The organism is Streptomyces sp. NPDC007971, assembly GCF_042958635.1.
Classification (GTDB): domain Bacteria; phylum Actinomycetota; class Actinomycetes; order Streptomycetales; family Streptomycetaceae; genus Streptomyces.
The window spans coordinates 69,767-95,076 of sequence record NZ_JBIBJK010000030.1 but is presented as its reverse complement, the minus strand read 5'-3'; the positions used below and the strand labels follow the sequence as shown (position 1 = coordinate 95,076).

Genomic DNA, 25,310 nt, shown 5'->3' with positions numbered 1-25,310 from the left:
GGGGGGGGGGGGGGGGGGGGGGGCGGGCGGCCCGGGGGGGGGGGGGGGGGGGGGGGGGGGGGCCGGCCCCCGGGGGGGGGGCCCGGGGCCCCGGGGGGGGGGGGGGGGGCGCCCCGCCCCCCCCACCGCCCCCGACGGCCTGACCGCCCTCGCCGCGGACGGCGGCACCTGGGACGCCGTCGTCGACACCTGGTCGGCCGAGCCGCGCGCGGTCCGGGACACGGCACGGCTGCTGCGGGGCCGGGCCGGCCGGTACGTGTACGTCTCCAGCCGGTCCGTGTACGCCTGGCCCTGGCCCTCGGTGGGCGGGGCCGCCGAGGACGGGCCGCTGGTCGAGGGCGCCTCCGCCGACGCCGGTGCGACCGAGTACGCACAGGACAAGCGGGGCGGCGAGCTGGCCGCGGTCGAGGCCTTCGGGGCCGAGGCGTCGGTGCTGGTCCGGGCGGGGCTGATCCTCGGCCCGTACGAGAACATCGGCCGGCTGCCCTGGTGGCTGACCCGGATCGCCCGCGGCGGCCCGGTCCTGGCACCGGGACCGCAGGACCTGCCGCTCCAGTACATCGACGCCCGGGACCTCGCCGACTGGCTGCTCGGCGCCGTGGAGCGGGAGTTGAGCGGGCCCTACGACCTGGTGAGCCCGCCCGGCCACACCACCATGGGCGAACTGCTGCGGACCTGTGTCCGGGTCACCGGCGCGGACGCCGAGCTGCGCTGGACCGCCCCGGAGGCGATCCTCGCCGCCGGGATCGAGCCGTGGACCCAGCTGCCGGTGTGGGTGCCGCCGGACGGCGAGATGTACGGGCCGGCGCACCGGGGCGACGTCTCCCGGGCGCTCGCCACGGGGCTGGTGTGCCGGCCGGCCGGGGAGACCGTCGCCGACACCTGGCGGTGGCTGACGGACATCGGCGGCACGGTACCGCTGCGGCCGGACCGCCCGGTGCCGGGCCTGGATCCGGAGGTGGAGGCGAAGGTCCTGGCCGGGGGCGGGGGTGTACCTGACACCACCTCCTGAAGGGGGGGGACCGGCCCCGTGCCCGCGCCCGCCTCGGTCGGTGAGACTGACGGCATGAACAACAACACGAGGAACGACGGCCTGCGTACCCGTACCCGGGACGTTCTGCTGGCCGCCGGGCGGGGGTTCGTGCTGGCCGTTGTCTCGCTGCCGCTGGCCGTCCTCTGCTTCACGCTGGCGGCCGTGTCGATCGCGCTCGTCCCGGCCGGCCTCGGGATCTTCACCACCCCGCCGGTCCTGACCGGCGTACGCACCTTCGCCAACTGGCGGCGGGTCCTGGCCGCCGAGTGGAGCGGGGTGCGCATCCCGGTGGCGTACCGGCCGACACCCGAGGACGCCAACCCCTGGACGCGCACGGTGCTGATGCTGGCGGACCCCGCGACCTGGCGGGATCTGCGGTGGCTGCTGGTGGACATGACGGCCGGGTTCGTCACCGCCCTGCTGCCTGCCGTGCTGGTGTTCTACCCGCTGGAGGGCTTCGCGGTGGCGGCCGGGCTGTGGCACGTGCTGTCGGACGCCGAGGGCGGCCCCTACTGGTACGCCTTCGTGCCGGTCGACAGCCGGGCGACCGCGTTCGCCGCCGCCGCCGTGGCCGCCGTCCTCCTGGTGGTGGCCCACCGGTTCACCCCCGCGATGCTGACCGCGCACTTCCGCCTCACCCGCGCCGTCCTCGCCCCGAGCCAGGCCGAACTCGCCGAGCGGGTGCGGGTGCTGACCGAGACCCGGCGGGACGCCGTGGACACCTCCGCCGCCGAACTGCGCCGCATCGAGCGGGATCTGCACGACGGGGCGCAGGCGCGGCTGGTCGCCATGGGCATGGACCTCGGCACCGTCGAGGCGCTGCTCGAAAGGGATCCGGCCAGGGCGAGGAAGCTGCTCGCGCAGGCCCGCCAGAACTCCGCCGAGGCCCTGGAGGAACTGCGCGGCCTGGTCCGCGGCATCCATCCGCCGGTGCTTGCCGAGCGCGGACTCGGGGACGCGGTGCGGGCGCTGGCGCTGCGGCTGCCCCTGCCGAACGAGGTGAGTGTGGAGCTGCCGGGCCGCGCGGACGCACCGGTGGAGTCGGCCGCCTACTTCGCGGTCAGCGAGGTCCTGACCAACGCCGTCAAGCACTCCGGCGCCGAGCGGGTCCGGGTGGACGTGCACCACACCGACGGCATGCTGCGGATCACGGTCACCGACAACGGCAAGGGCGGTGCCGTGATCGGCGCGGGCTCGGGGCTCGCCGGGGTCGAGCGGCGACTGGGTACATTCGACGGCGTCCTGGCCGTCAGCAGCCCCGCGGGCGGTCCCACCCTGGTGTCCATGGAGATCCCGTGCGCGTTGTCCTAGCCGAAGACCTCTTCCTGCTGCGTGACGGACTGGTGCGGCTGCTGGAGGCCTACGACTTCGAGATCGCGGCGGCCGTCGAGTCCGGTCCCGAACTCACCCGTGCGCTGGCCGAGCTGCAGCCGGACGTCGCCGTGGTCGACGTCCGGCTGCCGCCCACGCACACCGACGAGGGTCTGCAGTGCGCGCTGCAGGCCCGGCGGGAGCGGCCCGGGCTGCCGGTGCTGGTCCTCTCCCAGCACGTGGAGCAGTTGTACGCACGGGAGCTGCTGGCCGACGGGAGCGGCGGGGTGGGGTATCTGCTCAAGGACCGGGTGTTCGACGCCGAGCAGTTCGTGGACGCCGTGCAGCGGGTGGCCGCGGGCGGTACGGCGATGGACCCGCAGGTGATCCAGCAGCTGCTGTCGCGGCGGGCGGCCGACGACCGGCCGCTGGCCCAGCTGACCCCCCGGGAGCGGGAGGTCCTCGAACTGATGGCACAGGGCCGCTCGAACACGGCGATCGCCTCCCAGCTGGTGGTGACGGAACGGGCCATCGCGAAACACACCTCCAACATCTTCACCAAACTGGGCCTGGAGGTGTCGGACGACGACAATCGCCGCGTTCTGGCCGTGCTCGCCCACCTCGACCGCGACCTCTGATCCTCAGGACAACTTCCGCTGCTCAGATGGCATTTGAGGCCCGTGGGCGGGGTATTCCTCGGACAAATTTGTGAGACGGCTGAACACCTCTGAGGCGGTGTCCGTATGGAAGGGCGCCGCTTCACTCCTGTCGGGCGCCTCGATGCTGCCCCGCAAGGAAGTCAGAGGAGTTCCATGGGACGCAACACACGAAAACGCCGTACGCCGCTGGCCACCAAGGCCATAGCCGCATCGGCGGCCCTAGCGCTCGGTGGGGGCGGGCTGATCTGGGCGAACTTCTACGCTTCGGCGCACGAGCCGAACCACCAGACGTGGGGAGGCAACTCGACCAAGGCCGCCACGGCCCAGGTCGCGACGATCTCCTGCCCGGACGTCGGCCAGAAGCTGACGAACGTGCCCTGGCGCGCACGCCAGGGCGTGGCGATGGAGCTGGCGAACCTCGACAAGCAGATCACCGAGGCCTACAACCGGCTCGCCTCCACCCGGCAGGCACAGACGAACGACCCGAGCTTCGTGCAGAACTCGATCGTCGGCCCCCTCAAGGACAAACGGGCTGCGACGATCGACCGGATCAGGATGGACATCCAGCGGGTCGGCGGCTCCTTCAACAGCGCGCTGAACCAGCTCGCCGCCTGTACGACGCAGTCCGCCAACCAGACGACCGCCGGCGGTCAGCAGCAGAACACCGGCGGTCAGCAGCAGAACACCGGTGGCCAGCAGCAGAACACCGGTGGTCAGCAGCAGAACGGGGGCCAGCAGCAGAACGGGGGTCAGCAGCAGGCCGGCGGCCAGCAGCAGAACGTCGGCGGGCAGGCCGGCAACGGCCCGGTCGCGGCCGACTTCGTGGACATCACGAAGGTCGCGCCGAACGTCCAGGGCAAGCCGCGCCAGCTGGGCAACGCCTCGACCGGCACGTTCACCACGCGCTGCGGTGTGAACGCGAACAAGAACCACAACACCGACAACGTGATCGTGGCGCCCGGCGTGACCAACGGCGCGCACCACCTGCACGACTACGTCGGCAACCAGAAGGTCAACGCGTTCTCCAGCAACCAGACGTTCCTGCAGGGCGGCACCAGCTGCCAGAACAGGAACGACCTGTCGTCGTACTACTGGCCCGTGGTCCGCGTCCAGGACGGCTCGCAGGACTTCGACCAGAACGCGGACGGCGGTGGCAAGGAAGGCAACGTCGGCAAGATCCTGACGCCGGTGCAGGCCCAGATCAAGTACGTGGGCAGCCCGGCGAGCAAGGTCGTCGCGATGCCGCAGTTCCTGCGCATCATCACCGGTGACGCCAAGACCACCACCAACGGTCTGGCCAACGCCAACGCGCACTGGAGCTGCACCGGCTTCGAGAACAAGGTGCAGCTGACGTCGCAGTACCCGATCTGCCCGCAGGGCAGCAAGGTGGTGCGCACCTTCGCCTTCCAGAGCTGCTGGGACGGGCAGAACATCGACAGCGCCAACCACCGCACGCACGTGGCCTTCGCCGACCCGGCGAGCGGCGTCTGCGGGAACGGCTTCAAGGCGATCCCGCAGCTGACGATGCGCCTGGTGTACAACATCGCCCCGCCGAGCCTCCAGAACGGCCAGGTGAAGAACGCCTACGCGGTCGACGGGTTCCCGGAACAGCTCCACAAGCCGGCCACCGACCACGACGACTTCATCAGCGTCACGACCGGCGGCCTGGCGAACAAGATCGCCAACTGCATCAACACCGGCCGCCAGTGCCAGTGAGGGTCCGGTAGCACGAGCGGGCGGTGGGAACTCCCACCGCCCGCTTCGTCTGTGCGCCGCCTGGGCCGCGACGGCCGTCAGCCGCTGTGCGCACCGTGCGCGTGGTGGTCGGTGCCGATCTCCACGTCACCGCCGAGCGTGCCGCGCAGCGCCTTGACGACGCCGTTGTCACCGACGGCGACCCACTTGCGGCCGACCAGGTAGTAGCCGCCGTAGTCCTTCGCGTCGTTGATCCACTCGCGCTGGCCGCGGTCGGTGGCGAAGGTCGCGAGGATGAACCGGCCGTCGGTGTTCTTGCAGATGGCCTGGCGGATCTCGTCGGCGTCGGTCTGCATGTTCGGCTTGCACTTCACCTCGGCGGCAAGGCTCTCCAGGCTGCCCGTGGCAGTGGGCGGCACCTTCTTCGTGTCCCCGCCGGAGCCGCAGCCCGTCAGCGCCAGTACGGCCGCTGCACCCACAACGGCGAGCGTCGGTCGCGTCAACCTCATCTGTTCCTCCGGTCCTGATGCGCAGAAGCATGCCGCAGGGAGCCCGGGCGAGGGGCCCCGCCCTTCGATACGGCCCCCGCGTGCGCTGCGCTCAATTACGGGGCGCCCGCGGGCACGGGTGTGCGAGGGTGACCCGGTGAACCATGACTGGGAAGACCGTGTGACCGCCGCCTGGGCCACCTTCGACGACTACGCGGAAGCCGCATCGGACAGCAGCTCCGCCAAGGGCCCCGCCGAGTTCCGCGCCGTGATCGACAAGCTCGTCGCCGAGCTGCCGCAGGGCAGCCCGCTGGGCCCCTTCGAGCAGGCCTGCGCCTGGGACTCCACCGGTCACTCGGACAAGGCGGTGCCGCTGTACCGGGAGGCGCTGGCGCGCGGTCTGAGCGAGGCCAGCCGGTACAAGGGCCGCCGGGCCAAGATCCAGATGTCCAGCTCGCTGCGGAACATCGGGCGGGCCCAGGAGGGCGTCGAGCTGCTCACCCCCGAACTGGACGCCCCGTCGGACGAGTTGGACGACGCGGTGCGGGGCTGTCTCGCGCTGTGCCTGTCCAGCCTGGGCCGTGACCGCGAGGGCCTGTCCCTGGTGCTCGGCGCGCTGGCCCCGCACCTGCCGCGCTACCAGCGGTCGATGGCGAACTACGCGCGTCTGCTCGTGGAGCCGCAGGACTGACCCGCCCGCACGCCGGGGCCGCGGGACACTTCGCACCCGCGGGGCATGCCGGAACCGCCGAGACCGCAGGACACGCGGCAACCGCCGGGACCACAGAGCGCGCCTGACCGCCGGAGGCGCAGGGCACGCCGGGACCGCAGAGCGCGCAAGGCACACCGGAACCGCAGACCACGCAGGGCATGCCGGAACCGCGGGGCACGCCGTCGCCGGTGCCGGCGGGACGGTCGTGCCCGGCCGCTCGCCGCCTCCGCGCCGGCTGCGGCGCCCGGTGGCGGAGGCCGCCGGGCAGGCCGGTGACCAACCACCGATTCGCTCGTTTTCCCGGACGTGCAGTCACAGGAAGTAGACCAGCGTCCCGCACCCGCCTCCGCCGGGGCCGCCGGCCCGGTAGTGGATGTCGAGCAGGCCGAGGCCGCGCTCGTCGAGCACTACCCCCGGCTGGTCCGGCTCGCCTACCTGGTACTGCCGCCCCGCCTCGGCCGCAGCCGCCGGGTGCTGACGGCGCACGCCCTCGCCCAGCGGGCCCTGCCCGGGGGTCGCAAGCAGACATCCGTGATCCCGGCCCAGTCCACGGGCCGGGACGGCGACCCGAGCTACGCCTTCCTCCGCCTGCGCGTGCTGCGCGCGGCGCTGGAGGCGACCCGCCCCCGCAGGACCCTGCCGAGACTCTCGCAACTGCCGCCGCTGCTCCCCCAGGTGTGGGGACTGCGCCTGTTCCCGCGCTCGGGCGGCGCCGACGAACTCGCCCTGGACCAGCGGCTGTCGGCCCTGTCCGGCCCGGCCCGCGCCGCGTACGTGCTGCGCGGCCTGGAGAAGCTCTCCGACCCCGACATCCGCAGGATCCTGGAGGCCGCCGAGGCCGACGAGCCCGACGCCGCGCTGGCGGAGGCGAACGGGGTGCCCGGACAGGACGCGCTGCTCTCCTCCCCCGAGTACGACCCCTGCTCGCTGCAGGCCCGGCCCACCGACCTGATGCGCCGCCGCCAGCACACCAAGGCCGCGCTCGCCGCGGCGGCCGCGCTCGCGGTGTGCGGGGCGCTGGTCTTCATGCCGGGCGGCGGCTGGGGCCCCGACGGCGCCGCCGCGCCCCTGTACGCGCAGAACCCGGCGGCCGAGGCGGCCCTGGACCCGGGCAAGGTGACCCGCGTCCCGCCGACGGCGTGGCAGTCCGCCGCCCGCACCGACTTCTCCGTGTGGCCCGCACGCGGCCCGCTCACCGGCGACAAGGCTCTGCTGCGCCGCGCCCTCGCCGTCTGGGCCCGCCCCGGGGAGACGGTCCGCGTCTCGTCCACCCCCGGTACCCAGACCGGCGGCCCGGCCGGCCCGCCCCAGCTGCTGTACGCGGGCACGGTGGACGGCGCCCGGGTGGTGATCCTCCACGACGGCCTGCGGATCGTCCGCTACGCCGAGCCGACGGACGGCACCTCCGGCGCCGCGCTCGACTTCGCCCGCGTCGACGGCGCGACCGGCGCCGAGGCGGGCTCGCTGGTGCTCGGCCGCTCCGACGGCAACGTCCGCTATCTGCTCGCCCCCTGGGTGAAGAAGGCCGCCGCGCGGGACCTGATGAAGCCGGGCTCGGCGCCGACGCCCCTCACCGCCACCGGCGGCGTCACCACACCGCTGGCCAGCCCGGCGCTGCAGCCCGGCAGCTGCACCTCGTGGAACGTGCTCCAGCTGACCGACGACTGGGGCACCCGGCTCGCCACCGACCTGGGCGAACTGGTCCCCGCGCACCTCACCGCCGGACGCCCGGGCGCCCCCGCCGAGGCGTCGGGCACGGACGGGCTGCGCACCTGGGCGCCGTTCGCCTGCTCGCTGGCCATGGAGCGCTCCGCGGGTGTCCGCAGCGTCAACGCGTGGGCGTTCGCCAACCAGCCTCTGCCCGAGGGCAGCGGGTCGGCCGGCTGGCTGTGCACCCGGGCCGAGACCTGGCGCGGCGACGGTACGGCGGCCCTGGCCCAGTTCCGGACGCCGGGCGGCGCGGTCGGGGCGGTCGTGGCCAAGGGCGGGGACGTACCGGCGTGCGGCCCGCGCGACCCGCAGGTGCTGGCCGGGGTGCTGTGGAAGTCCAGGACCGGGGCCTGGTACCTGCTGGCGGCCGGCAGCGAGGGAACCGCGTCGATCCGTGCGACCGGCGGCGTCACCGCCCGGGGACAGGGGCCGCTGCTCGCGGTCCGGGCCAAGCAGGGTGCGCAGGCCGACCTGAAGGCGACGCTGGCCGACGGACGGCAGATCAGCGGGCTCCACTAGCCGAAATCCCACGGGGCACCGCCATCGGCCGAACGCCCGGCGGGCCCCGCCGACGGGCGTTCGGCGAGCTTCACCAGTCGGCGTCCGGCTCCGCTCCGTCGGCCGACCCCCGCCGGGCCCCACCGGCCGGCGTCCAGCTGGGCCCGTCGGTCGGCGCCCGGTGGGCCCCGTCGGCGGGCACCTAGCTGACATTCGCGTCAACAAGGTGCCGCACGGGGGTTCTCAGACGTCCTACCCGTCAGTACATTGACGCCATGTCTAACACGCAGGCCCGGCCGGTGGAGTCCGAGCGCATACCGCTCAAGGCCCGCAACGTGTCCTTCTCCTGGGAGGACACACCCTTGCACTGGGTGCCCGGCGACCCCTTCACCACGCACACCATCAACGTGCTGCACCTGCTGCTGCCCGCCGGCGAGCGGTGGTTCGTGCACGTGTACAAGCAGGTGCTGCCGCTCATCCGGGACGACCGGCTCCGCGAGGACGTCATCGGCTTCATCGGGCAGGAGGCGATGCACTCCCAGGCCCACGACGAGGTCCTGCCGCACCTGCGCGAGCAGGGGCTGGACCCGACGCCGTACACCGCGCAGGTCGACTGGTTCTTCGAGAAGCTGCTCGGCGACCGCACCCTGCCGCCGGGCCGGGCGCGCCGCTGGTGGCTGCTGGAGCGGGTCGCGCTGATCGCGGCGATCGAGCACTACACCGCCTTCCTCGGCAACTGGGTGCTCAACGCCGCCGAGCTGGACCGGCGCGGCGCCGACCCGACCATGCTGGACCTGCTGCGCTGGCACGGCGCGGAGGAGGTCGAGCACCGCTCCGTCGCCTTCGACCTGTTCGCGCACCTCGACGGCAGCTACCGGCGCCGGGCGCGCACCTGGGCGACGGCCTTCAGCGCACTGGTGTTCCTGTGGCAGCGCGGGATCCGCTTCTTCCTGGAGAACGACCCGACCCTGGTGGACGCCAAGGGCTCGCTGAAGGACTTCTACGTGCGCGGCCGGCAGGGCACCCTGCCCGCCACCGGCGACATGCTCAAGTCCATCCCGCGCTACCTCAGCCGCTCCTACCACCCCTCCCAGGAGGGCTCCACCGCGCAGGCCGTCGCCTACCTGGCCTCCTCCCCCGCCGCGCTCGCCGCAGAGAAGACGGGGGCATGATGCCGAAGCTGCGCACCGTCGCCCTCGTCGCGGGGGCCGCCCTGCTGACCCGGCGGGCCCTGCGCCGCCGGGTTGCGGCCTCGCCGTTGTGGCCGCTGCCCTCCCTGGACCCGCCCCTGTCGGGCCGCCCCCGCTCACGGGCGCTGCGGCTGCTGCTCACCGCCCACGAGACCGTCGCCGACGGGGTCGTACAACTGCGCCTGGAAGGGCGCGCCCTGCCGCGCTGGGAGCCGGGTGCGCACCTCGACCTGGTGCTGCCGTCGGGGCTCGTACGGCAGTACTCGCTGTGCGGCGACCCCGCGGACACCTCGTCGTACACGGTCGCCACCCGGCTGGTCGAGGACGGGCGGGGCGGCTCGCGCGAGGTGCACGAGCAGCTCGCCGAGGGCATGGAGCTGGAGGTGCGCGGACCGAGGAACCGCTTCCCGCTCGCCGAGGCGCCCGCCTACGTCTTCGTCGCCGGCGGCATCGGCATCACGCCGATCCTGCCGATGCTGCGGGCACTGCCGGAGGGCACCGACTGGCGGCTGCTGTACGGCGGACGCACCCGGGCCTCGATGCCGTTCCTCAAGGAGGTGCGGGCGCTCGCCCAGGACCGGCTGACGCTCGTCGCCGAGGACGAGGACGGGCGCCCGGACCTGGACGCGCTGTTCGCCGAGGTGCCTGCGGGGACGGCCGTGTACTGCTGCGGCCCGGAGGGTCTCATGGCCGCGGTGGAGGCACGGCTGCCCGAGGGTGCCACGCTGCATCTGGAGCGGTTCGCTCCGCGCACCCCGGCAGAGGGCGACGCCGGGTTCGAGCTCGAACTGCGGCGCAGCGGGCGGACGGTGACGGTCCCGGCCGGCTCCACCGTGCTGGCCGCCGTACGCCGTGAGCTGCCGGACATCGCCTACTCCTGCGAGCAGGGGTTCTGCGGGACCTGTCAACAGCGGGTGCTGGACGGCGAGGTGGATCACCGGGACGAGCTGCTGACGGATGCGGAGCGTGCCGACTCGATGCTGATCTGTGTGTCACGGGCCAGAAGTGAGCGTCTTGTGCTTGACCTGTGACGGAATGATGCGAATGCCGTCGAGGGTCCGGCCCGTTCGAGGCCGGATTCGATCGGTAAGGTGTTCGCATGAGTACCGGGGTTCGCCGCAGGATGGGCGTCGAGGAGCGACGGCAGCAGCTGATCGGCGTCGCACTCGACCTGTTCAGCCGCCACTCGCCCGACGAGGTCTCCATCGACGAGATAGCGTCGGCGGCGGGCATCTCGCGCCCGCTGGTCTACCACTATTTCCCCGGCAAGATGAGCCTGTACGAAGCCGCGTTGAAGCGTGCCGCCGAAGATCTGGCCGGCCGGTTCGGCGAACCGCAGGAGGGCGCCCTGGGCGCCCGCCTGCTGCGCGTGATGCGCCGCTACTTCGACTTCGTGGACGAGCACGGCCCCGGCTTCTCGGCCCTGATGCGCGGCGGCCCGGCCGTCGGCTCGTCGGCGACCAACGCGCTCATCGACTCCGTACGCCAGGCCGCCTACGAACAGATGCTGTCGCATCTGGGCGTCGTCGACGCTCCCCCGCGGCTGGAACTGGTCGTCCGCTCGTGGATCTCGCTCGCCGAGTCGACGGCGCTGATCTGGCTGGACGGCCGGAGCATCCCGCGCGCCGAACTGGAACTCCAGCTCGTGCACGACTTCGCGGCACTGGCGGCGGTGAGCGCCGCCTACGACGCGGACATGGCCGCCCTGCTGCGCACCATGGTCAAGGACGAGCCGGCCGACGGGCCCTTCGCAGAGCTCGTCGGCCGGCTGATCTCCCTGGCTCCCTAGGCAGTCCGGCCTAGCGGTCGAACTTCCGGTACGAGGGATCCAGGTCTCGGACCTCGGCGGAGGCGTGCAGGGTGGTTCCCTCCTCCTGCTCCACGTGGGTGCGGAGCAGTTCCAGCGCGGCCTGGGTCACTTTCGCCCTGGTCCCCTCACTGCGTCCGGCGAGCAGCCCGATGGTCACGTGCACCACGACGTGCCGCCCGTCCATGGGCTCGTATCCGTACGCGGCGAGACAGTCCCGGAACAGCGTCTTGCAGGCCTGCGGCGAGGCCGCCGCGATCTCGACGACCGCCTCGTGCAGGGCACGCGCATAACCGTCCATGTCGAAGGCGCCCGACTCCTCCAGCACGGCGGTGTAGTCGACGGTGATCTGCGGCATGGGCACTCCTGTTCTACGGCGACGGCCCGACCCTACTTCGCCGCCCGGCTGAAGACGGCCACGGTCCGCGCGGGGACGGTGAACGTGCCCGAGCCGGCCGCGTAGGAGGAGGTCTTCACCACCGCGTCCGCACCGGCCGCCTGCACCGGGTGCAGCCGGTAGGCCGTCCCGGCGAGGCCGCCGATCCGCTGTTCCTGCTGCTGCGGGGTGGCGTTGAAGACGACGACCAGGTCACCGAGCTGCATGGTGATCACGCCCGGTGTCTCGTCCTTGCCGGACAGCGGGAAGGACAGCCGGTCCTGCACCTGGGCGGCCGTGCCGAGGGAGAAGGCCTTCTCCGTCGTACGGATCCGCAGCAGGTCCTGGTAGGCGGCCGAGGCGCCGGTGATCTGCGGGCAGCCCACCTTGACCGTGCCGAGCAGCGGCTTGGCGTAGGGCCATTTGGACTGGTTGTCGGCCGCCATCGGCAGCCCCCGTCCGAAGCCGTTGCCGTCGGCGCAGTTCCAGTGGATGGCGTTGAACCAGTCGCCGCTGTCGAAGGAGTTGCGGTCCAGCGACTTCGAGCGCAGCAGGTCGGTGCCCGCCTGCGAGAGCGACGGCCCCTGCGAGAGGGCGGCCGTGGCCATCGCCAGGACCTGCATCCGGGCCCGGTCGGGCGCGCTCGTCCCCGCGGGCAGCTTGTAGGCCAGAGCGTCGAAGAGCGACTCGTTGTCATGCGCGTCCGCGTAGGCGAGCGCGTCGCCAGGTGCGTCCGCGTACCCGGCGGGCGAGCCGTTGTAGTCGACCTCGGAGCCCTTGACCTGCTTGCCGTCGGTGTCGGTGAAGCCGAAGGACTTCAGGTTGCCGCTCAGACCGACCTTGATCAGGTCCTGGTAGTGCAGGAGGCGGGCCTTCTGCTCGGCCGGCGTGCCGTTGGCGGCGGACGTGTTGGGGTCGGTGTACAGCCCGGACGCGAAGCCCTGGACGCCGGGGTCCGTGTCGAAGGGGCCGCCGCCGCGCACGGCGTCGCGGGCGCGGTCGGAGAAGGTGGCGATGCCGGTGCCGGCCATGTTCTGCTGCGTGGCCTGCACGAACCGGGCGTCGTTCGCGACCTCCCCGAAGTTCCAGCCCTCGCCGTACAGGATGATCTTCTTGCCGTCGACGCCGTCCTTGGCGGGGGTCAGCGCGTCGAGGGCCTTCCTGACCGCCAGGATGTTGGCCTTGGGGTGGTGGCCCATGAGGTCGAAGCGGAACCCGTCGACCTTGTACTCCTTGGCCCAGGTGACGATCGAGTCCACGACCAGCTTGCCCATCATCGCGTTCTCGGGCGCGGTGTTGGAGCAGCAGGTGCTGTCGGCCACGGAGCCGTCGGCGAGGAGCCGCTGGTAGTAGCCGGGCACGATCCGGTCCAGGACGGAGGTGTCCGCCTGGCCGCTCGCGGCCGTGTGGTTGTAGACGACGTCCATGACGACCCTGAGGCCGTCCTGGTTGAGGGCCTGGACCATCCTGCGGAACTGGACCGTGCGGGCCGTGCCGTCGGGGTCGGTGGCGTACGAGCCCTCGGGGACCGTGTAGTGGTACGGGTCGTAGCCCCAGTTGTAGGCGTCCTTCGCGGCGATCTTCGCCACGCATTCCTGCTGCTTGTCGGAGTCGGCGGGGTAGGACGCCAGATCGCAGTCGGTTCTCGCCTGGTCGGCCTTCTTCTCCGGCACGGTGGCGTTGTCGAAGGCGGGCAGCAGGTGGACGTACGAGGTGCCGGACTTGGCCAGCTGGCGCAGGTGCCTGGAGCCGTCACTGTTCTTGTCCGTGAAGGCCAGGTAGGTGCCCTGGTCCGGTGCCGGGACCGTCTTGTCGGCGACGGAGAAGTCCCGGACGTGCAACTCCTGGATCTGGGCGTCCTTCAGCGGCACGGCCTTGGGCTTGTGCAGGCCGGCCCAGCCGCCGGGCGCGAGGGACCGGTCGCTCAGGTCGACGACGAGGCTGCGCCCGGAGTCCGCGGTGAGGGCGACCGAGTAGGGATCGGTGACCTTGTTGGTGACGATCTTGCGAACGCTGGGCGCCCAGACCTTCACGACGTACCGGTAGGACCTGCCCTTCCAGGAGGCGGGCCCGGTGACGGACCAGACGCCGGTCGCCGCGTCACGGTCCATGGCGACGCTGCGGCCGTCCAGGTCGAGATGGACCGACTGGGCGGTGGGTGCCCACACGGACAGGGTCGGCTTCCCGCCGTGGAAGACGGGCCCGAGCCTGCTCTTCGTCGCGCCGGCGTACAGGTCGTCCAGCACACCGGCGATCTGCACGCCGGTCGCGGCCTGCACGGCCCCGTTCACGGCGCGCTGGGAGGCCACGATCTGCCCGCTGAGCGCCTCGCGCACCCGGTCCCGGTCGCGCGGGTCGACGGACCAGGCGGTGTAGTCCTTCAGGTGCGGGAACTTCGCCTTCTGGGCGTCGGTGAGGGCGGTCTTCGTCAGCCGCAGCCAGCGCTCGTCGTCGCTGGTCAGCGTCCCGTCCTTGACGGCGATCGAGCCGTCGTGGGAATACAGCAGCTGGGTGGAGGCGGCACCGTCGACGCCGTTCCAGGCAAGGGTGTTCCGGTCGATCCAGACCGCCTTGGAAGTGGTCAGGTCCAGGGCGGCCGCGCTGCCGGCGGGCTGCGGCAGCAGGTACTCCTCCTGGCCGTTCAACAGCCACACCTCGTGGCCGTCGGCCTTGAGGTCCAGGGACTGGTCGGTGGGCAGATCCTTGTCGTCGCCCTTGTGGACGATGTAGCTGAGGCTGGTGGCACCCTCGGTGAGCGGTACCTCGAAGACCGCGCCATAGGCATCAGTCTTCACCGGCTTGAGCGGGTTCGACCAGTCGGTGGGGTGCGCGGCACCCGTCCAGACGTGCAGGCCCCAGCCGTCGTAGTTCCCGTCGGCGCGGTGGTAGTGGATGACCGCCTTGGCCGTGTCCTGCGCGGGGTGGTCGGGCTTCGTCGTCAGGACGTCGGTCTTCCCCTGCTCGACCCAGACCTCACCCGCCTTGGTGACGTCGATGGACCGGTCGGCGGAGACGTCCTTGTTGCCGTCCTTGTCGACGACCAGGAAGCCGACGTTCGAGGCACCCGGCTTGAGCTTGACGTAGGCGAAGGCGCCGTACGCGTCACGGCCGGCGAAGGGGTGGCCGGCGGGCCAGGTGGTGGTCTCGCCGTCGGCGATGTCGCCCCAGGCGTACAGGCCCCAGTCGGCGTAGTCGCCGTCGGTGCGCTTGTAGTGGACGATCGCGTAGCTTCGCGAGGAGGCCGTGGGGACCTCGGGCGTGGGCGGGGTGCCGGTGGTGCTGCTCGCCAGGGCGCTCGCGGTGTGCCCGGCCGAGTCGATCACGACCGCCTTGTAGCGCAGGGTGGTGCCGGCGGGTACGTGCCTGCCGAGGGTCTGGGTGACCTTGTAGGGGGCGTGGTCGGCGGAGCCGAGCGTCCGCCACGGGCCGTCTGCGACCTGGGCGGCGAAGACCACGCGGTTCAGCTGTCCCCCGTCGACGCCGGCCGTGACGTCCACGGTTCCGGTGGCCCCGGCGGCCGGGGCCTTCAGGGTGATCGTCGGCTCGGCGGCGGGCTTTTCGAGGGCGCCGGTGGCCTTGAGGACGACGGCGGAACCGGCCGGGACGGCGACGGTGACCTTGCGGTCGGCGTCGGACTTCACCGTGTCGGAGGTCCCGTAGATGCCCCGGTAGGACATGCCGGCCGAGCCGGTGGCGAAGGTCGCGGACTTCTCGCTGTCCGCGTTGTTGAGGGCGACGACGTACTCGGCACCGGTCTTCGCGTCCGTCCGGGTGAAGGCGTAGACGCCGGCGCCGTCGGCCGCGTACCGCTCCGTCTGGACGCCGTCCGTCAGGGCCGGGTTGGCCTTGCGGAGCCTGGAGAGGGAGGCGATCTCCTTGTACAGCGGTACGCCGGTGTCGTAGGAGTCGCTCGCGTGGGTGCGGCCGGTGCCGATCTCGTCGTCGTCCAGGTAGTCGGCGACCTTGGAGGCGAACATCGTCTGGCGGGCGTCCTTGTCGCCGCCGGAACCGGTGAAGCCCTGCTCGTCGCCGTAGTAGACGGCGGGGTTGCCGCGGCTGAGGAACATCAGCTCGTTGGCGAGCCGGTCCTTCTTCAGGATCTCGGCGTCGGTGGCCTTCGGGTTGTCCTGCTTCAGGAAGTACCCGATGCGGCCCATGTCGTGGTTGCCGAGGAAGGTGACCTGCTCGTACGCGTTGGCCTTGTCCGTCGTGTACGTGTAGTCGTCACCGAAGACGCTCGCCAGGCGCTGCGCGCTGCCGCCCTGGGAGGCGTAGGCGCGGGCCGCGTCCTGGAAGGGGAAGTCGAGGGTGGCGTCCAGGCGGCCCTGGGTGACGTACGGGGACGTGACCGAGGTGTCGGCGGAGTAGACCTCGCCGAACATGAAGAAGTTCTTCCGCCCGTGCGCGGCCGCGTACCGGTCCAGGGCGGTGGCCCACTGGGTCCAGAACTCCATGTTCACGTGCTTGACGGTGTCGATCCGAAACCCGTCGACGCCGTAGTCCTCGACCCACCGCTCGTAGATCTTCTCCATGCCCCGGACGACCTCGGGACGTTCGGTCCACAGGTCGTCGAGACCGGAGAAGTCGCCGTAGGTCGTGGACTCGCCGGCGTACGTCGAGTCGCCCCGGTTGTGGTACATCGTCGGGTCGTTGAGCCAGGCCGGGACCTTGCTGTCGCTCGTGACCGTCGGCGTCCGCGGGAAGGAGCCGGCGTCCACGGCCGGGAACCTCCGGCTGCCGACGGCGTGGTCGGCGTAGGCGGCGTCGTCGAAGGGCCGCCCGTCCTTGGTCAGGTACGGGAAGGCGCCCTTGGACAGGTAGTCGTAGGACTTCTCCTTGTAGTCCACGACGTCGGCGGTGTGGTTGGTGATGACGTCGAAGAAGACCTTCATGCCCTTGGCGTGCGCCTGGGAGATGAGGGTCGTGAGGTCCTTGTTCGTCCCGAAGTGCGGGTCGACCTGGGTGAAGTCGGTGATCCAGTAGCCGTGGTAGCCGGCCGAGGCGTTGCTGCCGGTGCCCTGGACCGGTCGGTTCTTGAAGATCGGCGCCATCCAGATGGCGGTGGTGCCGAGGTCCTTGATGTAGTCGAGCCGCCTGGTCAGGCCCTTGAGGTCGCCGCCCTGGTAGAAGCCCTTGTCGGTGGGGTCGTAACCGGTGCTGAGCCGGGAGCCGGTGAGTCCTCCGCGGTCGTTGGACCGGTCCCCGTTGGCGAAACGGTCCGGCATGACGAAGTAGAACTGCTCGCGGGTGTCGTCGTGCCGGGCCGGCTGGGCCGCGAGCTTCGCGTCCGAGGGAGGTGCCGGCGGGGTGACGGCGCGGGCGGCGACTGGCTGGATCAGTGCAGCGGCGAGGACTGCGGCGGTGACGGCCGCGGCCCGTCTCGCTTGTGCGGTGCGGCGCGTCCGGGGCGCCGGCCATCTCGGTATCACAGGCGGTAACTCCTAGCGAATGCGGCTCTCTTGGGTCCGACCCCAACGCCGCGGCACGCCATCGCTGCCGGGCGCCCGCGTGACCGTATCGCTGACGAAAGGTTTACAGCAAGAGTCCTGAAACCGATGGCAAGAACTTTCACGACGGCAGGCTGCCGACGACCGGCCGGGGGCGCCGGCCGACGTCGCCGCCGTCGGCGCCCCCGACGTTCAGCAGCTCGACTTGCCCGTGTAGAGCGCCAGGGCCGTGTTGGACCCCAGCGTCGCCGTGAACTGCCCGCCGGAGTTCACCGTCACCGTCGTGTTGTTCTGGACGTTGCAGTACGTGCCCGACGGGAGGGACGTCTGGTACGTGCGGGTCAGGGGCGAGGACTCGTGGTTGATCGCCACGTAGCCCTTGGTGCCCCGGCCGAAGGCGATCGCGTTGTTGCCGTTGTCCCACCAGTTGGAGACGGCCTGGCCTCGCGTCGCGTTACGGAAGGCGACCATGGACCGGATCTCCGGCCAGGCGTGCTGGCACTTCCAGCCGTCCTGCCAGCAGGCGTTGACGGTGCCGCCGTTGGGCGGGCCCGCGTCCGCGTCCGACCACTCGTAGCCGGAGTTGATGTCCGGGGCGCCGTAGGGGTGGGCGAGCATGAAGACGTTCGCCAGGGTGTAGTTGGCGCCGTCCTTGTAGTTCAGGGTCGACCCGTTGCGTTCCGTGTCGTGGTTGTCGACGAAGACGCCCGCCACCGAGCTGCTCATATAGCCCCAGCCCTCGCCGTAGTTGCTGAGGTAGGCGAGCTTCTCGTTGTTGAAGACGCGCTTGAGGTCGTAGGCGTAGCGGAACTCCTGGACGTCGCCGTTGCCGGTGTACTCGGTGGGCTGGACGGCCTCGTTCGCGCCGTAGATGACCTCCTGCTTCCAGTAGACGGAGGGGTTGGTGAGGCGGCTCTTGATGTTGGCGAGGTCGTCGGCGGGGATGTGCTTGGCCGCGTCGATGCGGAAGCCGTCCACGCCGAGGGAGAGCAGGTCGTTCATGTAGCCCGCGATGGTTTTGCGGACGTACTCCTCGCCGGTGTCCAGGTCGGCCAGGCCGACGAGTTCGCAGTGCTGGACGTTCCAGCGGTCCTGGTAGTTGGTGACCTGGGCCGTGCAGTCGTCGAAGTCGTAGGACGAATACAGGCCCGGGTAGTTGTACTTCGTGTACGAAGAGCCGCCGGTGCCGGTGCCCGAGCCGGCCGACATGTGGTTGACGACGGTGTCGACGACGACCTTCACACCGGCCGAGTGACAGGTGTTCACCATGTTCTGGAACGAGCTGCGGTCGCCGAGGCGGCCCGCGATCTTGTACGACACCGGCTGGTAGGACGTCCACCACTGCGAGCCCTGTATGTGCTCGGCGGGCGGGGAGACCTGGACGTATCCGTAGCCGGCGGGGCCGAGGGCGGTGGTGCACTCGTGGGCCACCGAGGCGTAGTTCCACTCGAAGAGGACGGCGGTGACGTCCTTGGTGCCGGGCGGGGAGGCCTGTGCGGTAGTCGGGTACATGCCAACCGTAACGGCGGCGGCGAGGGCGAACACCGCGGGGAGGGTTCTGCGTGCCATGTGGGGGTTCCTTCGTCCTTGAAGGCGCTTGCTGAAATGTTTCAGCAAACTTGCGGTGACGCAGATGTTAAAGGCCCGCTGCCTGAAAGGCAGCGGGCCGTTGTGAAGTTGATGCAAGAACTTTCGGACGGGCCGTCAGGCCCTGGTCCACCACACCGTGGTGTCGGCCGGCACCTTCGTCTCGCCGTCCGCCTCGGTCACCTCACCACTGGTGAGCAGGACGCGGCCGTAGGACGGCGTCGTCACGGACTCGCCGGTGGTGTTCGCGACGCACACGAACTCGCCCCGGCGGAAGGCCAGGACGCCCTCGGGCGCCCGCAGCCACTCCACCGCCTCGCCCGCGCCCAGGTCGGGCTGCGACCGGCGGGCGCTCAGCGCCGCGCGGTACAGCTCCAGGGTCGAGCCGGGCACCGCGGACTGCGCCTCCACGCTCAGCTCCGCCCAGCTCTGCGGCTGCGGCAGCCAGCTGCCGCCGCTGCCGAAGCCGTACGACGAGCCCTCGCGGGTCCACGGGATCGGCACACGGCAGCCGTCGCGGAAGCCGTCCTGGCCGGCCCCCCGGAAGAAGGCGGGGTCCTGGCGCACCTCGTCGGGAAGGTCCACGACGTCCGGCAGGCCCAGTTCCTCGCCCTGGTAGACGTAGGCCGAGCCGGGCAGGGCCAGCATGAGGAGGGTGGCCGCGCGGGCGCGGCGCAGACCGAGTGCGCGGTCGCCCGCCGTGCGGATCTGGGTGCCGAGGCCCGGCGGGTTGGCGAAGCGGGTGGCGTGCCGGGTGACGTCGTGGTTGGACAGGACCCAGGTGGCGGGGGCGCCGACCGGGCGCATCGCCTCCAGCGTGCGGTCGATGACGGTGCGCAGTTCGTCCGCGTCCCACTCGGTGCCCAGGTACTGGAAGTTGAAGGCCTGGTGGAGTTCGTCGGGGCGGACGTAGTTGGCGGTGCGCTCGACGGTCGGCGTCCAGGCCTCGGCCACGAAGATGCGCTCTCCCGCGTACTCGTCGAGGACGGTGCGCCACTGCCGGTAGACGGCGTGCACGCCGTCCTGGTCGAAGAACGGCATGACATCGTTGCCCAGCAGTTTGAGCTGGTCGTGGGAGCCGAGGTCCGGCAGCCCCTCGGCCTTCACCAGCCCGTGGGCCACGTCGATCCGGAAGCCGTCGACGCCCATGTCCAGCCAGAAGCGCAGGATCGAGCGGAACTCGTCGCCGACCGCCGGGTGCTCCCAGTTGAAGTCGGGCTGCTCGGGGGCGAAGAGGTGCAGGTACCACTCGCCGGCCGACCCGTCGGGTTCCGTGACCCTGGTCCAGGCCGGGCCGCCGAAGATGGACTCCCAGTCGTTGGGCGGGAGTTCGCCGTTCTCCCCCTTGCCGGGACGGAAGTGGTAACGCTCGCGCAGCGGCGAGCCGGGGCCCTCGGCGAGCGCCCGCTTGAACCACTCGTGCTGGTCGGAGGAGTGGTTGGGGACCAGGTCGACGATGATGCGCAGGCCCAGTTCATGGGCGTCGCGGATCAGCGCGTCGGCGTCGAGCAGGTTGCCGAACATGGGGTCGACGGCGCGGTAGTCGGCGACGTCGTAGCCGGCGTCGGCCTGCGGGGAGGCGTAGAAGGGGCTGAGCCAGACGGCGTCCACGCCGAGGTCTCGCAGGTACGGGAGCCGGGAGCGTACGCCTTCCAGGTCGCCCATGCCGTCGCCGTTGCTGTCGGCGAAGCTGCGCGGATAGACCTGGTAGATCACCGCGTCCCGCCACCAGTCGCGCCGCTTGGCGACGGTGGCGACCGCGGAGTCGTCGGCCGGGGCTGCAGGGTGCTGGTGACTCATGGCGTCCTTGATGCGTAAGGGAGTTCGGGTCATGGGCGAACGTGGGTACGGCGACAGGGGCCGGGGGGTGTGCAAGGCGGCCGCGGTGCCAGCGGGGTCGGATGGAGCACCGCGGCCGCCTACCCGCGCGGACAGTCGCGCGGGAGCCCGGTTCGGACAGGGGCTCAGCCCTTGGTGCCGCCTGCGGTGAGGCCGGTGACGAGGTTCTTCTGCACGAGGTAGAAGAACACGGACACGGGTATCGCGATCAGCACCGCGGTGGCGGCCATGTAGTTCCACTGTGCGTCGTGCTCGCTGACGAAGGTCTGCAGACCGACGGCGAAGGTGTACTTCGAGTCGTCCAGCATGAAGGTGGTCGCGAACGCGACCTCGCTGACGGCGGTGATGAAGTTGTAGAAGCCGGCGACGGCGAGCCCGGGACGGGCCAGCGGCAGGATCAGCCGGAAGAAGGTGCCGAAGGGGGTGAGTCCGTCCACGCGTCCGGCCTCGTCGATCTCGAAGGGGATGGTGTCGAAGTACCCCTTGAGCAGCCAGGCGCTGTACGGCACGGCCGTGGTGCAGTTGATGACGATCAGCGACCAGTAGGTGTCGATGAGGCCGAGTTCGCTGAAGATCTCGTACATCGGAACGATCAGGATGGCGATCGGGAAGGCCTGGGTGAGCAGGAGGACCCACATCAGCGACTTGTAGCCGGGGAAGCGCATGCGCGAGACGGCGTAGCCGGTGGTGGCCGCGACGAAGACACCGATGAAGGTGGTGCCGAGGGCCACGATCATCGTCGACTTGAACCAGTCGAAGAAGCCGGTGTGCTCCAGCACGAAGCTGTAGTTGGAGAAGGTGATCTTGCCCAGGATCTTGCCCGGGTGCAGGTAGTCGTCCTTGTCCGGGCCGAGGGAGAGGAAGACCAGCCAGGCCACCGGGGCCAGGGCGATCAGGCTCGCGAGGGCGAGGCCGCCGTGCAGGAGCGCGGCGCCGAGCGGGCCGCGCTCGCCGCGCCGGCGGGCCGGCCTGAGTCGCGACGCGGCGAGGACCTGCGGGGTCACCGGGCTTCCCGGCTTGATCTCGGGGGGTGTCGTGGTGCTCATGGCGGCGGCTCCTGCGGCGTCAGACGGCGAGCTGGTCATTGCGCTTCAGCCAGCGGAAGTAGAAGGAGGTGAAGACGGTCAGGATCGACAGCAGCAGGACGCCGTACGCGGCGGACTGGGCGAAGTCGCGCGGCTGCTGTCCGAAGCCCAGGTAGTACGCCCAGGTGACGAGGATCTGGGCGTCGGGCGCACCGGTGGGGCCGAACAGCAGGAAGATGATGGCGAACTGGTTGAAGGTCCAGATGACGCCGAGCAGCACCACGGTGGAGCTGACCGAGCGCAGACCGGGCAGGGTGACGTGCCGGAACTGCTGCCAGGCGGTCGCGCCGTCCATCTCCGCGGCCTCGTAGAGCGTGGAGTCGATGGACTGCAGACCACCGAGCAGGGAGAGCATCATGAACGGCACACCGCACCAGGTGTTGACCATGATCGCGGCGAACCGCTGCCAGAAGGTGTCCTCCAGCCACTGCGGCTCGGGCAGGTGGAGTGTGTGCAGGATCTGGTTGAGCGCGCCGGAGTCGGAGAGCATGATCCGCCACGAGAAGACGGTGACGAACGTCGGCACGGCCCAGGGCAGGACCAGCAGCAGGCGGTAGAAGGTGCGGCCGCGCAGCTTCTGGTTGAGCATGAGCGCGAGGCCCAGGCCGATGGTGTAGTGCAGGGCCACGCAGGCGACCGTCCAGAAGACGGTCCACAGGAAGTGCGACCAGAACCGGTCGTACGCCAGCGGGCCGAACAGGATGTCCTTGTAGTTGCCGATCCCGATGAACTTGTACGTGGCGTCGATGTGGTTGACGCCGATCGTGCGCGCCGAGTTGAGGCTGTTGGCGTCGGTCAGGGTCAGGTAGACACCGCGCAGCAGCGGATAGCCCACGATGACGCCGAGCACGATGACGACCGGCGCGATCATCGCGTAGGCGTACCAGTGCTTCTGGAGTCCGTTCTTGATGCGCTGGCCCAGGCCGGGCCGCGGAGCGCGGTCACCGCGGCGGCTGCCGGTGGCGCGGTCGATGGCGACTGTCATGTTCGACACCTTCGGGAGATCAGGGGGCGGGCCTGGGCACAGGCCGGTGGCCGTCGGATCCTTCCCCCCTTTCGGGGGGTCCCCCGCGCGATTTCATTCGAGCGCGGGGGAGATCCGACGGCCACGCGGGCGTCACTTGCTGAAGTCGGGCACCAGCTTGGCGATGGCGACCTCGGCGTTGCCCAGACCCTTGTCCAGCGACTCCTTGCCACCGGCGATCTTGGGCAGCTCGATGTCCAGCGGACCCCACAGGGAGCTGTACTCGGGCAGGGCCGGACGGGGCTGCGCGGCGGCCAGGACACCCTGGTAGCCGGCGATGCCGGGGTCGGCCTTGACCTGTGCGGTGAAGGCGTCGGAGCGGGTGGGCAGCGTGGAGTTCTTCAGGGCGATGGTCTCCTGGGACTTCGCCGAGGTCATGAATTGCACGAACTTCAGCGCCGCGGCCTGGTGGGCCTTGTCGGAGCCGGCGTAGACCGAGAGGTTGTGGCCGCCGGTCGGGGCGCCCGCCTTGCCGGCGGAGCCGGCCGGGACGGTGGCGATGCCGAGGTTGGACTTGTCGCTGAAGGCCGAGCCCTTGTAGAAGTTCGTGATCTCCCAGGGGCCCTGGACGATCGCGGCGACCTTCCCGTTGACGAACGCGTCCTGGATGTGGGCGTAGGCGTCGGCGGTGGTGTCGGCCTTGTGCAGGCCCTTGCCGGAGAACAGGCTCAGCCAGGTGCCGTAGGCCTTCTTGGCGGCGGCCGCGTCCACGGTGATCTTCTTGGCGGTGGCGTCGACGGTGTCGGTGCCCTCGCCGTAGAGGAAGGACTGGGCGTAGTAGGCCTGGGTGGAGCCCCAGTAGCCGTCGACGCCGGTCTTGCCCTTGACCTTGGCGGCGTCGGACTTCAGCTCGTCCCAGGTCTTGGGGGCCTCGGTGATGCCGGCCTTCTTGAACAGGGCCTTGTTGTAGACCAGGGCGAGGGTGTCGGTGACCAGCGGCACGCCGTAGGTCTTGCCCTCGTACTGGGCCTGCTTGATCAGGTTCGGCTGGAACTTGGCCTGGTCGGCGAGGGCGTCCGTGCCGTCCAGCGGCAGGAAGTAGCTCTTCTTCGCGAAGGCGGGGGTCCAGCCGACCTCGGAGCGCAGCACGTCCGGGGCGCCCTTGGAGCCGGCCGCCGTGTCGAACTTGTTCTGCGCCTGGTCGAAGGGGACGTTGACGTACTTGACCTTGATGTTCTTGTTGGCGGCCTCGAACTGCGAGACCAGGGCCTTGTACGTCGGTGCCTCATTCGTGGCGTTGGAGGTGTCCCACCAGGTGATGGTGACCGGGCCGTCCGACTTACTGTCGCTGTCGCTCTCGCCGCACGCCGTCGCCGCCAGAGCGAGGGACGCCACCAGCGCGGAGGCCGCTATGCCACGCCGCATGAGTTCTCCTTGAGGGTTAAGCCCGTCTGCAGGGAGCGGTCCCGTCCGCCGTCCCTGGTCTTGCCGACTGCGCCGATGGGGGGTCCCCCCGCTCGAACGAGGTCGAGAACGGGGGAGGCTGCCGGGCGACTGGAACGTAACAGCCATGTAAGCGTTGCGAAAGACCTTGCAGAAAAAAAGTGCAAGGGAACACGATGGTTACCGCGCCGTGACCTGCGTGCGAACCGCATGCGGGCTGGTTATGGCGCCGATCGGGCGACGAACGGATGTCTTGTGCAAGACTCTGCAAGTTCTTGCTACGCAAGGCCCCCACAGGAAGACGAGGAGCGCGATGAGGCAGCAATCCGCGGCAGGCCGGCCGCCCGCCCGCGCACGGCGTCCCGTCGGTGTGCAAGGCGGGTCGCGGCCGGTACAGTCCAGTGCCGTGACCACACGGCTTGCAGACATCGCTGCGCAGGCGGGGGTGAGCGAAGCGACCGTCAGCCGCGTCCTCAACGGGAAGCCCGGCGTTGCCGCCACCACCCGCCAGTCCGTGCTCGCCGCCCTGGACGTGCTCGGCTACGAGCGTCCGGTACGGCTGCGGCAGCGCAGCGAGGGCCTGGTGGGCCTGATCACCCCGGAGCTGGAGAACCCGATATTCCCGGCGCTGGCCCAGGTCATCGGCCAGGCGCTGACCCGGCAGGGGTACACGCCGGTGCTCGCCACCCAGACCCCGGGCGGGTCGACGGAGGACGAGCTGACCGAGATGCTGGTGGACCGCGGGGTGGCGGGCATCATCTACGTCTCAGGGCTGCACGCCGACACCACCGCCGACATGCAGCGCTACGAGCTGCTGCGGGCGCAGGGCGTGCCGTTCGTGCTGGTGGACGGGTTCTCGCCGAAGGTGCAGGCGCCGTTCATCTCTCCCGACGACCGGGCCGCGATGACGCTGGCGGTCACGCACCTGGCGTCCCTGGGGCACACCCGGATCGGGCTGGCGCTCGGCCCGAAGCGGTTCGTGCCGGTCCAGCGCAAGATCGAGGGTTTCGTGCGCGCGATGCAGGACCGGCTGGGACTGAGCGCGGAGACGGTCGAGACCGAGCTGGTCCAGCACTCGCTGTACACCCTGGAGGGCGGTCAGGCAGCCGCGGCCGCGCTGATCGGACGGAACTGCACGGCGGTGGTGTGCGCGAGCGACATGATGGCGCTCGGTGCCATACGGGCCGCCCGGCAGCTGGGCCTGGAGGTCCCCCGGGACGTCTCGGTGGTGGGCTTCGACGACTCCCCGCTGATCGCCTTCACCGATCCGCCGCTGACCACCGTCCGCAAGCCGGTCCCGGCGATGGGGCAGGCGGCGGTGCGCACGCTGCTGGAGGAGATCGGCGGGACACCTGCACCACACAGCGAATTCGTGTTCATGCCGGAGCTGGTGGTGCGCGGTTCGACCGCTTCGGCACCGGTCGACCGCAGTGACCGCATGGGCGGTAGATGACCCGAGCGGCCCG

Annotated in this window: 17 protein-coding genes and 1 pseudogene; 10 read left to right on the top strand and 8 right to left on the bottom strand. The window is 70.9% G+C overall.

What is annotated here, in order from left to right:
- Window positions 1–106 precede the first annotated feature (106 nt).
- The 4 genes and pseudogenes from ACFZCP_RS41415 to ACFZCP_RS41400 all read left to right on the top strand — a co-directional run.
- Window positions 107–1,012: pseudogene (locus ACFZCP_RS41415) on the top strand (NAD-dependent epimerase/dehydratase family protein); the annotation flags it as partial.
- A gap of 54 nt (window positions 1,013–1,066) precedes the next feature.
- Window positions 1,067–2,344 carry a sensor domain-containing protein gene (locus tag ACFZCP_RS41410; protein ID WP_391441305.1) on the top strand — a complete coding sequence of 426 codons (1,278 nt, stop codon included), beginning with the start codon at window positions 1,067–1,069 and terminating at the stop codon, window positions 2,342–2,344.
- Window positions 2,329–2,982: a LuxR C-terminal-related transcriptional regulator gene (locus ACFZCP_RS41405; RefSeq protein WP_391441302.1), complete on the top strand. Its 654-nt coding sequence runs from the start codon at window positions 2,329–2,331 to the stop codon at window positions 2,980–2,982. The genes ACFZCP_RS41410 and ACFZCP_RS41405 overlap by 16 nt, the downstream gene beginning before the upstream one ends.
- Before the next feature lie 174 nt (window positions 2,983–3,156).
- Window positions 3,157–4,719, top strand: coding sequence for a DUF1996 domain-containing protein (locus tag ACFZCP_RS41400; RefSeq protein WP_391441299.1), 1,563 nt, complete (start codon window positions 3,157–3,159; stop codon window positions 4,717–4,719).
- Window positions 4,720–4,796: 77 nt separating this feature from the next.
- Here ACFZCP_RS41400 and ACFZCP_RS41395 read toward each other — a convergent pair whose 3' ends face one another.
- Window positions 4,797–5,207: a hypothetical protein gene (locus tag ACFZCP_RS41395; protein WP_391441297.1), complete on the bottom strand. Its 411-nt coding sequence runs from the start codon at window positions 5,205–5,207 to the stop codon at window positions 4,797–4,799.
- A gap of 118 nt (window positions 5,208–5,325) precedes the next feature.
- Here ACFZCP_RS41395 and ACFZCP_RS41390 point away from each other — a divergent pair, with 118 nt between their 5' ends.
- The 5 genes from ACFZCP_RS41390 to ACFZCP_RS41370 all read left to right on the top strand — a co-directional run bounded on the left by ACFZCP_RS41390 (window position 5,326) and on the right by ACFZCP_RS41370 (window position 11,085).
- A complete protein-coding gene (locus tag ACFZCP_RS41390; RefSeq protein ID WP_391441295.1) occupies window positions 5,326–5,877 on the top strand; it encodes a tetratricopeptide repeat protein in 552 nt (183 codons plus the stop codon).
- Window positions 5,878–6,204: 327 nt separating this feature from the next.
- The gene (locus ACFZCP_RS41385) at window positions 6,205–8,127 is read left to right on the top strand and encodes a hypothetical protein (RefSeq protein ID WP_391441293.1); all 1,923 of its coding nucleotides are present in this window, start codon (window positions 6,205–6,207) and stop codon (window positions 8,125–8,127) included.
- A 254-nt stretch (window positions 8,128–8,381) separates the two neighbouring features.
- Window positions 8,382–9,278, top strand: coding sequence for a metal-dependent hydrolase (locus ACFZCP_RS41380; RefSeq protein ID WP_391441291.1), 897 nt, complete (start codon window positions 8,382–8,384; stop codon window positions 9,276–9,278).
- On the top strand, window positions 9,278–10,327 hold the full coding sequence (locus ACFZCP_RS41375) for a 2Fe-2S iron-sulfur cluster-binding protein (protein WP_391441323.1): 1,050 nt from the start codon (window positions 9,278–9,280) through the stop codon (window positions 10,325–10,327). The genes ACFZCP_RS41380 and ACFZCP_RS41375 overlap by 1 nt, the downstream gene beginning before the upstream one ends.
- A gap of 68 nt (window positions 10,328–10,395) precedes the next feature.
- Window positions 10,396–11,085 (top strand): TetR family transcriptional regulator, encoded by a 690-nt coding sequence (locus tag ACFZCP_RS41370; RefSeq protein ID WP_391441287.1) that lies wholly within the window; start codon window positions 10,396–10,398, stop codon window positions 11,083–11,085.
- Window positions 11,086–11,095: 10 nt separating this feature from the next.
- Here ACFZCP_RS41370 and ACFZCP_RS41365 read toward each other — a convergent pair whose 3' ends face one another.
- From ACFZCP_RS41365 to ACFZCP_RS41335, 7 genes are all read right to left on the bottom strand, one after another.
- Window positions 11,096–11,461 (bottom strand): 5-carboxymethyl-2-hydroxymuconate Delta-isomerase, encoded by a 366-nt coding sequence (locus tag ACFZCP_RS41365; protein ID WP_391441286.1) that lies wholly within the window; start codon window positions 11,459–11,461, stop codon window positions 11,096–11,098.
- A gap of 32 nt (window positions 11,462–11,493) precedes the next feature.
- Window positions 11,494–16,908: a pullulanase-type alpha-1,6-glucosidase gene (gene pulA, locus ACFZCP_RS41360; RefSeq protein WP_391441283.1), complete on the bottom strand. Its 5,415-nt coding sequence runs from the start codon at window positions 16,906–16,908 to the stop codon at window positions 11,494–11,496.
- Window positions 16,909–17,118: 210 nt separating this feature from the next.
- On the bottom strand, window positions 17,119–18,495 hold the full coding sequence (locus ACFZCP_RS41355; RefSeq protein WP_391441280.1) for an alpha-amylase family glycosyl hydrolase: 1,377 nt from the start codon (window positions 18,493–18,495) through the stop codon (window positions 17,119–17,121).
- Between the two features lie 135 nt (window positions 18,496–18,630).
- On the bottom strand, window positions 18,631–20,313 hold the full coding sequence (locus tag ACFZCP_RS41350; RefSeq protein WP_391441277.1) for an alpha-amylase family glycosyl hydrolase: 1,683 nt from the start codon (window positions 20,311–20,313) through the stop codon (window positions 18,631–18,633).
- Between the two features lie 164 nt (window positions 20,314–20,477).
- On the bottom strand, window positions 20,478–21,398 hold the full coding sequence (locus tag ACFZCP_RS41345) for an ABC transporter permease subunit (protein ID WP_362679447.1): 921 nt from the start codon (window positions 21,396–21,398) through the stop codon (window positions 20,478–20,480).
- 19 nt (window positions 21,399–21,417) lie between these two features.
- Window positions 21,418–22,422, bottom strand: coding sequence for an ABC transporter permease subunit (locus tag ACFZCP_RS41340; protein WP_391441270.1), 1,005 nt, complete (start codon window positions 22,420–22,422; stop codon window positions 21,418–21,420).
- A 132-nt stretch (window positions 22,423–22,554) separates the two neighbouring features.
- Complete coding sequence (locus tag ACFZCP_RS41335) at window positions 22,555–23,826, bottom strand: extracellular solute-binding protein (protein ID WP_391441265.1); 1,272 nt, start codon at window positions 23,824–23,826, stop codon at window positions 22,555–22,557.
- 424 nt (window positions 23,827–24,250) lie between these two features.
- Between ACFZCP_RS41335 and ACFZCP_RS41330 the strand changes: the two genes are divergently transcribed.
- Window positions 24,251–25,297: a substrate-binding domain-containing protein gene (locus tag ACFZCP_RS41330; RefSeq protein ID WP_391441262.1), complete on the top strand. Its 1,047-nt coding sequence runs from the start codon at window positions 24,251–24,253 to the stop codon at window positions 25,295–25,297.
- Window positions 25,298–25,310: the final 13 nt, after the last annotated feature.

Coding starts and splice junctions, on each gene's coding strand:
- ACFZCP_RS41380 (WP_391441291.1), top strand. CDS start 8,382: ATGTCTAACACGCAGGCCCGGCCGGTGGAGTCCGAGCGCATACCGCTC.
- ACFZCP_RS41365 (WP_391441286.1), bottom strand. CDS start 11,461: ATGCCGCAGATCACCGTCGACTACACCGCCGTGCTGGAGGAGTCGGGC.
- ACFZCP_RS41410 (WP_391441305.1), top strand. CDS start 1,067: ATGAACAACAACACGAGGAACGACGGCCTGCGTACCCGTACCCGGGAC.
- ACFZCP_RS41400 (WP_391441299.1), top strand. CDS start 3,157: ATGGGACGCAACACACGAAAACGCCGTACGCCGCTGGCCACCAAGGCC.
- ACFZCP_RS41375 (WP_391441323.1), top strand. CDS start 9,278: ATGCCGAAGCTGCGCACCGTCGCCCTCGTCGCGGGGGCCGCCCTGCTG.
- ACFZCP_RS41350 (WP_391441277.1), bottom strand. CDS start 20,313: ATGAGTCACCAGCACCCTGCAGCCCCGGCCGACGACTCCGCGGTCGCC.
- ACFZCP_RS41335 (WP_391441265.1), bottom strand. CDS start 23,826: ATGCGGCGTGGCATAGCGGCCTCCGCGCTGGTGGCGTCCCTCGCTCTG.
- ACFZCP_RS41345 (WP_362679447.1), bottom strand. CDS start 21,398: ATGAGCACCACGACACCCCCCGAGATCAAGCCGGGAAGCCCGGTGACC.
- ACFZCP_RS41355 (WP_391441280.1), bottom strand. CDS start 18,495: ATGGCACGCAGAACCCTCCCCGCGGTGTTCGCCCTCGCCGCCGCCGTT.
- ACFZCP_RS41340 (WP_391441270.1), bottom strand. CDS start 22,422: ATGACAGTCGCCATCGACCGCGCCACCGGCAGCCGCCGCGGTGACCGC.
- ACFZCP_RS41395 (WP_391441297.1), bottom strand. CDS start 5,207: ATGAGGTTGACGCGACCGACGCTCGCCGTTGTGGGTGCAGCGGCCGTA.
- ACFZCP_RS41370 (WP_391441287.1), top strand. CDS start 10,396: ATGAGTACCGGGGTTCGCCGCAGGATGGGCGTCGAGGAGCGACGGCAG.